A 14,616-nucleotide genomic window follows, 5' to 3' on the forward strand; every position below is an offset into this window, starting at 1 on the left:
TATTAATTATTAAGCTATTTTTTTATATGAAATATTGCTGAAATGAAAAGCCTTTCCATTATTACACTTAATTCTAAATAGTGTGTTTGAGTGCCATTCTTTGTTATAGTGACTTATGACTTCTTTTGCATTTTTATAAGGCCTATCTTTAAAGGTAACGGTCATGTCTTTCCCAAAGCCTTCCATGAAGTTACTAAGTAGCATAACTGAGTCTTTTACTTCAGAAATTGACATTATCCTAGTTTTTGAGACTAGCTCAGTTGGGAATATCAACTTTTCTAACTCACCAGATAGCGAACTTTCCTCAGTTAGAATTATCTCAAAATAATCAGGGTGTCCCTCGACTAGTCTAATAGAATCTAATACCTTATTTAACTCTTTGACATCAAAACTTATTTCATTTAACAATCGTGGATTGATCTCTTCCTTAATGAATGTTTTTATCTTTTCTTTATCTAAGTCTAATAACGTATTCAATTAATCCATCCTTTGATTATTGAAATATTATAATAGGCTTCCAAATTTCATGGAAGCCTAAAAATGTTTACGATGTCAAAGGTAGTGCCCATACTCCACGCTCAACGGAAGTGAAGTGCTGTTGGAGGGTTTGTCTTACCTTGGCTTTCCAATGCTTATTACTAGCTAGTTTTTCTCCTGCGATCTTCTCGACTTCTAGATAAATATTACTTAGGCGGTCTTTTCCTTTAAGTTTGCCCAGAGCTATTCTGATGAGGTTTCTCCAAGTCATAGAGATATTTTGTTTAAGTTCTCTTGCTTTATCATATGAAACTGAAATTAGCGATTTACTCTTCCTCTTCCATATAATTAAATATTCATGCAAAATAGGAATAAATTTTCCATTGTAGGACTTAAAACTTGAAAGATGATTGTTTTGCTGTTTGATGACAATAGAAAGAAGTTCATTGCTTGGAAGTAGCTTGATTAAATCGGATTGCATAGGGTAGTACTGGCCCTTTCTTCTCATATCTCCAATAAGAGTGGTATAGATTCCATTGTTATTAGTAGCGTCTCTTTGATTTAGAAGGATCAGCTGCGATTTTTCTAAAAATTCTTCGTAAGAATGACAATTACTAGTATCTCCTTCGAGCCTCTGATTACCCCATACGTGGCCAGAATATTTAACCATGTCATGATAAGGGGGGTGTGACCAAACAAGGTCAGAATGATGACCTACGGCCTCTAGAACAGAGTCCTTAGTGAAGTCAAACCCTTTGTGTAAATCTAGACCGGTATAATTAATATCCAACTCCCTACAAACATCTCCAGAAGTTCCGCTACCTTCACAAATATCGACGAAGTTTCTAGGTTGAAAATGATTGCAGAGATCAACGATTAGATGTCCTGAACAATTCCCCCTCCACTTACTATCGCCCCATTTTCCTCTGTCTTCATAAGATACAATACTTTTCATTCTAGCACCTCTTTGAAAAGTAATTTAAAGCCATCCTCATCGTTATTTTTAAGAAGTTGGTAAACCAATTCTTTGTTTTCTTTTTTAACCTCAAGGTATTTATTTCCTAATACAAAAGTAAAAACAAAGCCGAATCCGTTAATTCGTGCAATAGCTTCGCTTATTTCGAAGAAGTCCAGAAACTTACTTTGTAGTTCATCAAAATCAAAATCAGAACTGGTAAACCCTAGCTCTTTGAAAAGTAAAGCATCAGCGGCACATAAATAGTCGTAACAGTCATAAAAACAAATCTTAAACATAGTCTTTCCTTTTGTTGCTTGCGAAGTATTCGCGATTAATAATGTAATAACATTGTCGGCCAATACTCTAAAAAAGTAAAGGCCGAACAATAAAAACTAATAATTTTATTTTTCTTTTGTTGCCGTATTATCATTAATAATATGCTCTATTAGGTTTTCAACAAGAGAGTCAATATCGTCGTCATCATATAGCCCAATTGCATAAGAATATAGGTTGTCATTGCTCTCAGTTAACTTCTCAGTTCGACTAATATCATAAGAACTCTTGTCCAAGGCTTCATCATTAACAAACCTGTTTGTTTCAAGAACTATTTTATTGATCTCAAAATCGTATTGTATATATATCCTACAATAATTCGCCTCCCATGTTTTCATGTCTTTTAAGAGATATTTAACAGCTTGTTTCTTTGTCAGCTTGCTCAGTTTCCTTTTGCATTTTTCACAGGTGCTAGGTGACATCTTTATATCATCCCAACCGTTTCCTCTAATTCCTGACGATGTTCCACACAAGCTTTTTCCCCATGAGATATCCATTGAACAGAGGACAATGTGTAAAACCTTGCCCCCATCTTTTTCTTCCCCATTACTACATCTTCCGCTTTTCCTTCTTGTAGTGACCTCTATACTCATGATCTCCTCTGATGGTTGCAAGACTGATTATTGTTTCTGCCCCTAGGTGTTTTGATTGCTTTATTGTCTTGATAGGATTCAATGTTTTTCATGTTTTTCCTTTTATTGTTTGCGAAGTGTTCGCGATTAAAAATGTAATAACATTGTCGGCCAATACTCCTAAAAAGTAAAGGCCAGCAACAACATTATTATTAAGTGGTTATATTAGTTTGTATTATATGAAAACAATATGCCTTGAATTTAAAACCAAGGCATTAATGAAATCTTACCTAATAGAGTTAAACACCTTCTTCTTTACATTGTAGTAATCAATTACTGCTTCTTCATGCTCTTTCTTGATTGTGTAGCTTTCAGTTTCGGAATCATATGTTGCCAATCCTGCATCAAGAAACCTTTCACCCGCAATTTGGTGATTGCAAATAATAATCTTCCGATGAAGTTTGTAATAAGTCATAGCGTAGCGTAAGCTTCTTATTATGACTGAGTTTGACCCAATTTTATCAATTATATACTGATATGACGGAACGTACATTTCTACAACTCTATCATTGTCTAAAATGTAAACTGCTTCATTATAGTCAAGTTTGCAAAAACCATCTTTTATATCAATTCTAGTACCATGACCAGTACATGCAAAACCTCTGTCTTCAAATTTTTTTATGGTTAACTTAACGGACTCCCTATCGTGGTCTTGGAGTGTAAACTTGTTGTATGCTATATTGATGTTAAACGCTCTTGAAAACTTATTTTCATCTGAGGAAAAGTCTCTTTTTTCAATTACTGAGAAAATATTATCATCAGGGCTATTTTCACAGCGGCTCATTTCCTCCATTTCTTTTTCTGTTTTTAAATCATACCCAGTTCTGTCTGCTCTATTTAATATGTAAATCATTTATGTCCTCTTTCTTAATTAGGTAGAATTTCTTTTATGATAGAAATTGTTTTATCTTTATTAAAATAGCCGATAAAATATCTGTCGTTGATCTTTACAATAGGTGAGTCTGGTTTTGCCAACTTAGAGTCGGGGATAATCATTTCTGCATTTACAAAGAAGCTCACGTTAAATATTTTTTTACTTTTCATAATTGTCCTTTTGTTGTTTTGCGATCTCGCTTTAATATTTGTACAAGTATATATTAACAGGCCACGGTGTTGAAAGCAAGGCCTTATGTCATTTTCTTATAGATTAGTTTTGAGTTTCTTGAATTCTTCGATTGTTAAAAGTCTTAATGGATACTTACCTAGAGGACGAGGGCTATCAGAAGTAGTGCTAATGAACTCCTTACAAGACTTAGACTCAGGATAAAGGTCGATATGATGAATTATGCAATCATGTAAGTTATGAAATTCTAAACAATCCTTCCCATCAGTGTAATTATAGAAAAAGAGACACTCTTTATTATTTTGTTTAAAGGTAATACTTTCACCTGACTCGAAAGAAATCTTAGAATTTATGAGAAATGATAAGATTTGAGATTTTGATAAATTTAAAAGAAGAAGTGAATGTAAATCACATTTTTTAAAACTTGATAATGATAAAGAAGAAGTTTTCATAAGTTTCCTGTTGCTGTTTAGCGATCTCGCTATAATTAATATTCTAGAAAAAAATTACCGGCCCATAATTCAAAAAACCAAAGGCCGGTGAAAGATTTAAATTATAACCAACGGAAATAGAAGTTGGATTCACCAAGTCTCTTATACATGCCAATTCTATACTCGTGAATATAGTCCACAATATCACCCGATACTTCGTTGTCTAAATCTCTTTCGTTTTGGAATGCCTGTTTCATAGACACGGCTTCAATAACACCATTTAAGAGACTCCACTCATCAGGTTCAGAAGTCTCCTTTACTTCATCCTGTTTAAGGTTAAAGTGCTCAGAGATGATTATCTGTACCGTAGTTTGATCGATGTTATCATTAGTTGTAGCATTTGCCATGATTGTCCTTTTGTTGTTTGCGAAATATTCGCATTGATTAATAATGTAATAACATTATCGGCGAATACTCTAAAAAAGTAAAGGCCGTAATATGTATTTTTCACATCCATCTGAAATAATATTCAGACTTGGAGAGTCTTTTAAAGCATCCGATTCGACCGTCCTCAATACAATCGATAGTATCAATCTCTTCTTGCTCTAAACAAGTATCATTAAAGTATGCGATATCTTTTCTAACAACTTCAACATGATTACCTGAAACAAGCCACTCACTAGGCTCACCGTAAAGTATGACTTCACTAAATTTGACATTAAAGTGATCTTTCAATAGTGCTTGCACCTCAATGGCCTCAACTTTTGAACTGTACCCATAAGAGAATGAATCGTAATTTTTGATCTGCTGAGAGAATTTCTCATTTAATAGTTCCTGCATAGACACCTTCTTACCCTTGTTTGTATTATGAAATAGATATGTTCTTAGAGTGTGACCTTGAATCATTTGGAAAACATCTCGTAATGAGCGAATCGCCGATTCTTTCTGTTCTTATATAGTTATATGAAACTTCAACATTTAGGCATTGAAGCTTGTTGCAATCTCTTAATACTGCTTTGATTACAGAGTTTTTAACCTTGTCCTTAGCTATCTCATTATATACATCACCGACAAGAACAGTGTGATTATTCGATCTCCATTGCTTTTTCTTGACACCGTACCAATTAGCCGTAATTCTGTAGCCATCAGTGCTTGTTGATATATTAATATGCTGTTCATTGCTCATAACTGTCCTTTTGTTGTTTTGCGATCTCGCTATTTATATATAAATAATATTATCAGCTAATACTTATAATAAGTAAAGGCCAAACATAGAAATATGAATGATTTCTCCTCTGTCAATTAACGAGAATCCAGAGCACCTGCTAGTTAAACCAGACCCATAAGAAACACTTGATCTACAGCAATCTATCGAAGCTTTATCAATTAAACCTTACGTATATACATATATCTGCATCGTTAACTATTTAACTAACATTAGTTTTTTCGTTCTTAAGTATTCGATCGACTATAATTAATCTACAATTGCCTGTGTAGCATATTCGCCACAGAATCCTATTGAGAAAATATTAATTATGATATTCATACTGCTGAATAATACTATCCCAATCGATCTCACTTTTGTCACGGGCCATATTTTCATCATATCTATTGCTTACATCTTGTGACTTCGCCTCTAAAGCAAAATTAATATGGAGCTTTGTAATATGGTTTAAGTGAGTGTGGTAAACCCCATCGTTCTCGACAAGTGGTGTGTTTGCGTGAGAGATAAAAGGCTCATCTAAAAATGATAAGTCCGTGTCGGCTCTCATGTGGATACCTACCTCAAACATCGCCTGACTATGAGTTGAGATCCTTTCACCTGATGGAGCTTTTGAGCTTTTAGTCGAATTGATGGTTTTTGCCATCTTTGTAAGCAAATTCTGAATGCCGTTCTCATTTAGTTGCCTAAGTCCAAGCTTGCTTATGATATTTGACAGGTTGTACCTTACTTCTTTTTTCCCTTTAGGGATAGCATCTTTAAGATTTTTACAGAAGCGATCTACAATCGCACATTTTTCGAATTCTCTTTCCGCAAACTCAATGTTGTCAAAAAATTCAACAAGATAAGTTTCACCACTTTCAGTTTCTAAGTGAGAATCGGAAGGTGATAGGCTATCTTTATCAACTGGTCTAGCTAGGAAACGAGGGAACTTATTAAAGTAGATGCAGTCATTGTTAACGAAAACATCTTCACTCTTATTAGAATCTATTGCTCTTACTTTCTTGTAGTCTTTTAGAAGAAGACTAGTTAGATAGTAAAAGTAAGGTAAATTCTTCTTGTCATCCCTTTTTAATCCCTTGCTTCTGTCTGGTGGAATGATTTCGCCCTTTTTTACATGTGGAAAAATCTGATCCCACAGGAAAGTACCTCCATTAGGGAGAGTCATACCTATTGCTGCCCTGATGGGTGTTGTAGAAATTCTTTTTTCTAGAATTGGTATAACACTGTTTACATTGAACTGATAACCTTCAACAGACAGGTCTACGCATTTACTGAAGCCATCGTTCTTATCTGCAAGAGCTAGTCCATATTTTTCAAGTAGAGAGGGGAGGGTATCATCTAAGTGCTTCTTGGTTACTAAGGACTCGTGGTCGTGAATTGTCTCAATAACTAAAGCCTTCCCATTGTCTAGCTCAACAGAGTATTTCTTGGAATAGAACTCTTGAACACTATAAGAGTCTACAATTTTCGCCGTATAGCAAGGAAAGCTTGTGTGTAAAAAAACATTCTGATCGAACTTGTACCAAGTCTTAAAGCCTTTATTTCTTAGCCTTGCGGTTAGAGCAAGTCTATTAATTGTTGCAAGTTGAGCACCTCTTAAAAAAACGGAGTCATCAAAGACAAAACTACTCTTACTTGTCCTTGTAAAATGTGCAAGGGAGTCCAGATCCAATTTGTAGTAATCTCTCATCTGGGAAAACTGCGTATTCAGATTTCTCAGCTCTTGATATTTGCTTTCATATTTTCCAATTGTTAAACTATTGATTTGCATATTATTTCCTTATTTTTTTGTGTGAGTATTAATTGATCTCGTTTACATTCGTTAATTAGTTGACTCTTTAATTTTAGCTACACAATATTTCATACTACTAAACCGAAACGGGGCCGTGCTACTGAAACCAATTCCTCTCATGATTAAGTCTAGCGTCTCTTCTGATGCAAGTTTTTTACTCCAAGTAAAAACAGGCGCATAACTATCCCTTATTACAATAATATCATCTTGCTCACCAGGATTCATTTTTGTAATGATCTTGTTGATTTCCTTATCTTTAGAGAGAATCTTAGAATCGTAATTTTTGACCTGTTCTTCGATATTTACCCTGTTGTTTTTTTTATCTTCTTCAAGCTTCAGCATTAACTTTTTCTTTTTTTCTTTCAACCAATCTTTTTCCTCTAAGATTTTATCAATCACAGAATCCCAATAAAGAATCTCTTGAGTGGAAAGACGGTCATTCTTATTTATTTCTGAGATTGTTAATTCTAAGCGGGAACAAGAAAGCAGGGCCTTTCCTTTCTTGTAGAAAAGGCTCTCGTTCGCAATGCTTGACTTGAAGATACCTGATGTATTGTAAACTGTTAAACTTTTCCAAAAGTCATCGCAAGGGGTAATATTTAAACAAGAAAAAATAGAAACAACTTCATGTAGCTCTAGTGACTTCTTTTCGAGGTTTTTAGTTGAAAAGAGAAGATTGTTGGTGTCTTGTGACATTATATCTAATGTATAGCCTTCGTCCAGTTTGATTACTGAAGCTCTGACGTTAAAGGTTTCTATAATTGATTGCATGGTTATTCCTTTTGTTGTTTGCGATCTCGCTGTTTGTCTATACTGACTTTATCAAGCCCTACCTTAAAAGGCAAGGCCTTAATGAATTATTTAATAGCCATGAGCTATAGCGTGACCATGTCTCAGAACTAGCTCATATAACTCTTCATCTGTATGATTCGCATATTTTTCATTAGCAACTTTTAAAGTATCAGCCAATCCAGTTCCTGAAGTTCTAGAAAAGGCTCCGTTCTTTTTAGTTCCATATATAGAGATATCTTTTTCCCATTTCTTTTTTTCGAGTTCTGCAATTAAATCAATGGAGCTCATATTTGTCCTGTAAGCATAAGCAATCTCCGCTTGGCTCTGGTAAGGACAAATCTCACAGTTACTTGGTACAACCTCACCGTACCCAGAGCGATCGAAGTATTCGATACAGTCCTCTCTCGTTATATCGTCTTCAATTAGATTGAATTTAAAATCGATACAATCCCTCATCCAGTTAAAAGCTCCCTTTGATGATTGATACATAAGTGTCTTGTGAGCTCTGATCTCTTCGCCTTTAGAGAAGCCAATAAATACTTCAATTTTTTCGCCTGACAGCTCTACATACTTCTGAATCCATGGTTTGCCAGTATCTTCTTCTTTATTAAATTCTAATTTTGCTCCTGTTATCTTGCTTCTACAGTAAGCATTAAGGAAACGATATATAGGTTTAACTTTTAGGTTGTCCGTACAACTTTTCTGCCCAGGCATTGGCAGTGTGCTATTCTTGAACATTTGATGAAGCAGTGTCTTCCAACTCTCAGTATGGTATCCGCTATGTTCACTTAGGACATGAAACTCATACCCTCTATCCGTTGCCATCTTGTGTTGTCTGCTCACGTTTTGATAAGTTTTATGTTTCTCGTTACCTGTGTCAGAGAAAACAAATACAAGATTCTTGTCGCGATAGTTTTTATTCCTGTAAATATCGCTATTGAATATTCGTAAACTTTCATAAGTAGAGTCTTGTCCACCGCCATGTGATACCACAGCAAGAGGAGGCAGAGAATTCTTCTCAACTAAGTGGTCTTGATTAAAAAGATCTAAGTTATCTTGCACGAGATTGTCCTTTTGTTGTTTGCGAAATTCGCAATTGATAATGTAATAACATTGTCGGCGAAAACCTCTAAAAAGTAAAGGCCGAAATAAAAAAATATTCCACTTTGAAATTTACAGAAGGAAAAAATAGGGTAGTGGGTTACTAAGCGAGGCCTGGTAAAATTTGCTTTTCATAAAAAAGCAAGTGATCCATTTAGACCTCTTGCTCTAATGAAATATTCACATTTGGTTTACTAGTCTTTTGTAGAAGCTAATTCTCTCAGGCATGTCTCTACTATTCAGTGCTTTAAATACTTCAAAGGGATCAATATCTAAGACTTGTCCAATCTCTCTGTAAGATAGGCCTTTTATTTTCTCTCTAGCATTCGCCTTCAGGGCGAAGTACTTTCTTTTATAAACTTCGTTAATGAGTCCGGCGAGACTGTACTCCTCAAGTTTAAATGGTAAATCAACATTGTGAGAATTAATTCTGACACCTTCCTTTTTCTTTTGATCTAACCATTCATTGAATAGGCTGTTAAAGTGGACAAGAGGGACTAAATCGGTTCTTATTAGTTTCTTTAGCTCTATTGCTGCATTTAAATTTACCTCGTTTTCAAACCAAGAATGTCCAAGGCAAATCCCTAGTCCATCTAGTCTCAATTCAAAGTCAGAAATGGCATTTTTGATACTAATAAGAAGCTCAACACTTTTCTCACTTAAAAGCTTTTCTAACTCTATACTGAAATTTAATTTATCCATGTAAAGTCTTTTGTTGTTTGCGAATAATTCGCTTTAATTAATCTTATGCAATACATTGTCGAACAGTAATCTAAAAAAGTAAAGGCCATTAAATAAAGTCAAAAAAAGACTTAAGAAGCAACCATCAGCTCAATCTCATTAATACTTAAAAACTGAACGCTCTTCACGAGATCGTAGTTTTCACAGCTAATTTTACGAATTTTACTTAACGATTGAAGATAATTATTCCACTCGTTATTTAACCCAACAAACCCATTTTCATGATTAACGGCCATTTCCTTTAGCGAATAAATGGCACCAACACTAGATGAATCAATATTCCAAGGTGTATTCAAATTAAAAGATGCTTTAATAAGAACTCTATCGAAAAAATTATAAATGGCCATTAAGCCTCCATCCAAAGACAAGACAAACTTCTCGTTAATTAACTAATTAAGTTATCGGCAAAAAATAAAATCTCATTAAAAATGCCTTGCGAAAAAAAATAATACGAATATAATTAAACTAAGCCGTAACTCAGAATGTTTGAAAAGTGCAGTCCCAAACGTCCTCAGTTACGGCTTTTCTTATATGAAAAAGGCCCATAAAAAAGGGCCTGTAAGAAAAGTCACAGAGGAAGATTGAAAAAAGAGATAGATCATCAGAACAGACACTCTTCACCATAAAAACACCTTTATTTATCAGCTACAACATCTGGAAGAACTGTCACGGGTGAGCTAAGCAGGGTAACATGACCAGTGCCACCGCCACCTCCTGGGCCAGCGAAACAGCAAACTGCAACCACTGTTAGTAGGACAGATATAAGGTACTTTGATATGCGATATAAGGCTACTTTGAATATTAATTTTGCTAGCATGATGAATCCTTTTGTTGTGTCACTAAGACGGTTTGTTCATATAAAATTTTATCAGGCCTTATTAGAAAACACAAGGCCTATTCATGATTCTTTTTTCTTAAAACATAATCACTAAACTTTTCTAATTCAACTATATTAACAATAGATAGAGGGAGGGGTCTGAGGCTTCCGATTTTATCCCTTACACTAGCATCTAGATCTCTTCTTGAGATGTTTAAAGTGTCGCTTGAGAAGGTAGTTTGTGAAGACATATCCTGATCTAGGTAATCAAAAGAAAACCCGTTTTCTTTATGAATTTGATACAAGACATCCACTTCTAAATCTTGCTCCCAAGATAATCTTAACGATGATCCATTTATGTGTGCCAAGACGACTTTTATTTTAACGGCATTCATGTCTTTCCTTTATTGCGTTATTTTAATTATTGCTTATTAGCTAAAAGTGAAATCATATATTTAATTTTTAATATGTTCGCCTAGGCAAATATTTAATTAATTTTACATAATCAGTTGTGGTACTAAGAGATACACGATCAAATCTTTCCTTAATATAATTATTATAATTAGTATCGAATGTGTGCGACAGATTAAGCTCGCTTAAAAATGGTCTAATATCTTCAATCTCTACAGGAAACAGATATCGATACGAGGGCTTCTTGTCCTTATCACATTCAAACAAGTCTAGATTAGTGTGGTTATCCCTAAGACAAAAGAGAACATCATCGCAATCTTTGTAAAAAATAGATGCTGTTATTCTACAGCATGAATGAAAAGATAGTTTTTTATAGTTTGCTTTCGCATGAGGCATTTGTTTCTTCCTTTTGTTGTGTCACTAAGACGGTTTGTTCATGTGAGATTTTAACAGGCCTTATGAGGAAACACAAGGCCTAAGTTTCGCTAGCTCAAAATCAAACAAGCTAAATTGACTGCACTAAAGCATTGGCCATTCTTTCATTTTCCCCCTTAAGGACTTCGATAGATTTTTCAATTAACGACTTATAGAGGGTTAAGTATCGCTCTCTTTCTTTGAAGCTAGGCGATAATGTTGCTGCATTATGAACATAATGACAGATGGAATAAAGGGCAAATATCAGATCTGGTGTAAAGCTAAAATCCTGATGTTCAATGGCTTTTAAAATCGAGTCAACCTCATTTTTTGAAACATCTGCTTGTTCACAAATGTCTAAAAGGAGACATTTATCAAACATTGACGAGTGCATTAGCAACCTCCTTTTTTATTTTCAATTTCCCCAACTAAGGTTTTCCCATCTCTAAGCAGAACCTTGTTAAAATCTCTAGGGCGAATTAACATGCTCGTTCCACAAGTAGTTTTTTTTGCGAGAATAGACCTTCCTCTCATGTAAAGAAAATGAAACTCTTCTCCGAATAATTTTATTTTTTGATCTTTAAGGATGAAATCAATTACTTTTGTGAAGTTCATTACCGCCTCCCTTGTTGTCTACGAATACAAACTGATTCTCTCCTTTGATTCTTTTTCTTTTTACGGGGGAAGAACCATTAGGAAGTCGAATATTTAAAAAATCCTTTGGTGCGATCCAGATGAATCTAGCGTTTCCTCTTAGGCTTTTATCATCGCAACAAACGCGTTCTGCCATAAAGCAAAACTTGTAAGTCTCTCCACAAGAAACATAATTATGTCCCTTAAGAGTAAAAGCTTGCCCTTTCCTATAGGGAAGGTTGTCATAAATAAATCTCACGCGATCTCCTTTTGTTGTGTCACTTGGACTAATTAAATTTCTAGTTCTAAGTTATTTGCTTTAAGGCCATGATTCAGAGCTGTAATACTTTGATCACTATCTGAGTACAATAGATTCGATAAACTATTGATTGATAAATTAAATTCGGTTGAATTTAAATTTTCTTTTACGTGGACTTTATTTTGATTAAAATTAACATTCTCTTTCTGAGTGAATATCTTATAGAGTTTAAGATAGCGCCCACCGAACCCAAATTTTTTTAATGAAGAGGTGAGGTTGTCCATTGAAATAGGTGAGCTGGATATGTCCTCTAAGAAGGGGTATGGATAAATATTGGAACACTTATAAAGCTTTAAGGTTTGATTGTGAATAGATAGAGCAAATCGACTAGAGCTATCTTTTGATAAGAAGTAAATTATTTCATTAGTAGTATCTATGAAATTGAGATAGATTTCGGGGATCATTATTTCTCACTTTGTTGTGTCACTAAGACGGTTTGTTCATATATAATCTTAACTGGCCTCTGCATTTTTGTAAAGACAGAACTTGTGCAAAAAGCAAACGATTCTTAGAGGGCTAGGAAAAAAGTTCTTATTACTTTCATCAAGATAAGAAAAAAATCAAAAAAAAAAGCAACAAAGAGCACAGTTGATAAATAATTAAAATTATGGGTCTCAACATATTTTTCTTTTTCAAGAATCTACTACGAAAATATAGGTTTAACCATGCTGAGCAAGCTGACTTTACAAGCTGTTGTTTCAATATTTTTCATGGACTGTATAATCAAAGGAGACGCTAAAAGGACGGGAAGAACATGAAAAAAACAATTATCTACACAACCATCGCTTTATTAAACTTACAAATATTCGCAGAGAGAGAGTTGTCAGACTGTATTAGACTTAAAGATACAGGTTTTGAAGACGAGGCTAAAATCTGCGCAAAGAATATAGCGGAAGGAACAAGTAACTATGGTGATTTTTGTGTTGACTGCTTACCGGAGCTCCCGAAAAGAAGTGCATGGGCTGAAGTAGCAAAGGTTGCAATTCCATCACTGGCGGCCCTAGGGGGAGTTTACTTTGCCTCGAAACATCAAGCCGACTCTCAAGAAGCATGGGCGAGTGCCTACTCAAATGGAATAGCTTCTTGTCACGGAACCATAAACAACTATCATGCCTACATAGATGATCGTGGCGCTAATCCGATTCTTCCAAAAGAGCAAGCTTCATTAATGAGACAATGCAATGGACACGGAATGGGTATGTATGCAGGAGGGCTTGGTCTGTCAAACGGAATGTACGGTGGTGTTTACGGCAACCCTTATAATCAAATGGGCTACAGTACGGGAATGCTATCAGGAATGGGAGGGCCATACGGGGGCTACTCAAACTATAATGCGAATGCAAATATATACATAAATCCTTTTGGCTCAGGGATGGGATCAGCTCTTGCAGGACTACTCACTGGTCGCACTGGAATAAATATAAATGGAAATTTAAACCTAGGCGGTGGCTTCGGTTTTCCAAACGGTGGAATCGTAGGAATTCCAAACGGAGGTTTCACAGGGAGCCTAGGTGGTAACTACAATGGCAACTGGGGCGGTGGCTTCGGTTTTCCAAACGGTGGAATCGTAGGAGTTCCAAACGGAGGTTTCACAGGGGGCCTAGGTGGTAACTACAATGGCAACTGGGGCGGTGGCTTCGGTTTTCCAAACGGTGGAATCGTAGGAGTTCCAAACGGAGGTTTCACAGGGGGCCTAGGTGGTAACTACAATGGCAACTGGGGCGGTGGCTTCGGTTTTCCAAATGGTGGAATCGTAGGAGTTCCAAACGGAGGTTTCACAGGGGGCCTAGGTGGTAACTACAATGGAAATTGGGGCGGTGGCTTCGGTTTTCCAAACGGTGGAATCGTAGGAGTTCCAAACGGAGGTTTCACAGGGGGCCTAGGTGGTAACTACAATGGAAATTGGGGCGGTGGCTTCGGTTTTCCAAACGGTGGAATCGTAGGAGTTCCAAACGGAGGTTTCACAGGGGGCCTAGGTGGTAACTACAATGGAAATTGGGGCGGTGGCTTCGGTTTTCCAAACGGTGGAATCGTAGGAGTTCCAAACGGAGGCTTCACAGGAGGCCTAGGTGGTAACTATAATGGCAACTGGGGCGGTGGATACAACGGAGGCTTCGGAGGTAACTACGGAGGCAACTACAATGGTAATTGGGGCGGTGGATACAACGGAAATGGCGGTTATTCATCAGGGGGTAATTATCATGCCGGACACCAAGCTCAGCAGTTTCAAAGCTACATAAACGGCCTACAAGGGCAAGCAGTAGCAGAAGGAAATACAATGAATCAACAAAACTCATATTATGCAAACCAGGCACTATATCAAAACCTTCAAAATGCCCAACAAAACATTTTGGCAAATAATGGTTATGGTGCTTACAATTCCAACTGGGGGGCAGGATCGATGGCCAACGGAAACCTCAACGCAGAATTGAGCGTTGGGGGATATGGTAATGCCGGATTCGATTGGAAGCTATAAA

17 protein-coding genes are annotated in these 14,616 nt (G+C 36.0%); 1 reads left to right on the forward strand and 16 read right to left on the reverse strand.

All coding sequences use genetic code 11. From position 1 onward, the window contains the following. Nucleotides 1-9 precede the first annotated feature (9 nt). The 16 genes from ABMA72_RS16445 to ABMA72_RS16520 form a co-directional block, all read right to left on the reverse strand. Nucleotides 10-477 carry a hypothetical protein gene (locus tag ABMA72_RS16445; protein ID WP_393058041.1) on the reverse strand — a complete coding sequence of 156 codons (468 nt, stop codon included), beginning with the start codon at nt 475-477 and terminating at the stop codon, nt 10-12. 67 nt (nt 478-544) lie between these two features. Beyond that, nucleotides 545-1,432: a hypothetical protein gene (locus tag ABMA72_RS16450; protein ID WP_393058042.1), complete on the reverse strand. Its 888-nt coding sequence runs from the start codon at nt 1,430-1,432 to the stop codon at nt 545-547. Next, complete coding sequence (locus ABMA72_RS16455; protein WP_393058044.1) at nt 1,429-1,731, reverse strand: hypothetical protein; 303 nt, start codon at nt 1,729-1,731, stop codon at nt 1,429-1,431. Before ABMA72_RS16455 ends, ABMA72_RS16450 begins: the two co-directional genes overlap by 4 nt. 105 nt (nt 1,732-1,836) lie before the next feature. Beyond that, nucleotides 1,837-2,361, reverse strand: coding sequence for a hypothetical protein (locus ABMA72_RS16460; protein WP_393058046.1), 525 nt, complete (start codon nt 2,359-2,361; stop codon nt 1,837-1,839). A gap of 265 nt (nt 2,362-2,626) precedes the next feature. After that, on the reverse strand, nt 2,627-3,253 hold the full coding sequence (locus tag ABMA72_RS16465; protein ID WP_393058048.1) for a hypothetical protein: 627 nt from the start codon (nt 3,251-3,253) through the stop codon (nt 2,627-2,629). A gap of 287 nt (nt 3,254-3,540) precedes the next feature. After that, complete coding sequence (locus ABMA72_RS16470) at nt 3,541-3,915, reverse strand: hypothetical protein (protein WP_393058050.1); 375 nt, start codon at nt 3,913-3,915, stop codon at nt 3,541-3,543. Between the two features lie 101 nt (nt 3,916-4,016). Next, the gene (locus ABMA72_RS16475; protein WP_393058052.1) at nt 4,017-4,301 is read right to left on the reverse strand and encodes a hypothetical protein; all 285 of its coding nucleotides are present in this window, start codon (nt 4,299-4,301) and stop codon (nt 4,017-4,019) included. 100 nt (nt 4,302-4,401) lie between these two features. Further along, nucleotides 4,402-4,734, reverse strand: a complete 333-nt coding sequence (locus tag ABMA72_RS16480; RefSeq protein ID WP_393058054.1) for a hypothetical protein — start codon at nt 4,732-4,734, stop codon at nt 4,402-4,404. A gap of 689 nt (nt 4,735-5,423) precedes the next feature. Continuing rightward, nucleotides 5,424-6,890 carry a hypothetical protein gene (locus tag ABMA72_RS16485; RefSeq protein ID WP_393058056.1) on the reverse strand — a complete coding sequence of 489 codons (1,467 nt, stop codon included), beginning with the start codon at nt 6,888-6,890 and terminating at the stop codon, nt 5,424-5,426. Between the two features lie 51 nt (nt 6,891-6,941). Further along, a complete protein-coding gene (locus tag ABMA72_RS16490) occupies nt 6,942-7,682 on the reverse strand; it encodes a hypothetical protein (RefSeq protein ID WP_393058058.1) in 741 nt (246 codons plus the stop codon). A 90-nt stretch (nt 7,683-7,772) separates the two neighbouring features. Further along, entirely contained in the window at nt 7,773-8,765 is a 993-nt protein-coding gene (locus tag ABMA72_RS16495; protein WP_393058060.1) for a hypothetical protein, read from the reverse strand. Nucleotides 8,766-8,984: 219 nt separating this feature from the next. Next, nucleotides 8,985-9,506: a hypothetical protein gene (locus tag ABMA72_RS16500; protein ID WP_393058062.1), complete on the reverse strand. Its 522-nt coding sequence runs from the start codon at nt 9,504-9,506 to the stop codon at nt 8,985-8,987. A gap of 110 nt (nt 9,507-9,616) precedes the next feature. Next, nucleotides 9,617-9,892 carry a hypothetical protein gene (locus ABMA72_RS16505; protein ID WP_393058063.1) on the reverse strand — a complete coding sequence of 92 codons (276 nt, stop codon included), beginning with the start codon at nt 9,890-9,892 and terminating at the stop codon, nt 9,617-9,619. Between the two features lie 547 nt (nt 9,893-10,439). After that, nucleotides 10,440-10,757 (reverse strand): hypothetical protein, encoded by a 318-nt coding sequence (locus ABMA72_RS16510; protein ID WP_393058065.1) that lies wholly within the window; start codon nt 10,755-10,757, stop codon nt 10,440-10,442. A 521-nt stretch (nt 10,758-11,278) separates the two neighbouring features. Then, nucleotides 11,279-11,581 carry a hypothetical protein gene (locus ABMA72_RS16515; RefSeq protein WP_393058067.1) on the reverse strand — a complete coding sequence of 101 codons (303 nt, stop codon included), beginning with the start codon at nt 11,579-11,581 and terminating at the stop codon, nt 11,279-11,281. Next, a complete protein-coding gene (locus ABMA72_RS16520; protein WP_393058068.1) occupies nt 11,581-11,802 on the reverse strand; it encodes a hypothetical protein in 222 nt (73 codons plus the stop codon). Before ABMA72_RS16520 ends, ABMA72_RS16515 begins: the two co-directional genes overlap by 1 nt. Before the next feature lie 1,091 nt (nt 11,803-12,893). Here ABMA72_RS16520 and ABMA72_RS16525 point away from each other — a divergent pair. Continuing rightward, complete coding sequence (locus ABMA72_RS16525) at nt 12,894-14,615, forward strand: hypothetical protein (RefSeq protein ID WP_393058070.1); 1,722 nt, start codon at nt 12,894-12,896, stop codon at nt 14,613-14,615. The last annotated feature ends 1 nt before the right edge of the window (nt 14,616 follow it).

The organism is Halobacteriovorax sp. CON-3 (assembly GCF_043196995.1).
Classification (GTDB): Bacteria; Bdellovibrionota; Bacteriovoracia; order Bacteriovoracales; family Bacteriovoracaceae; genus Halobacteriovorax_A.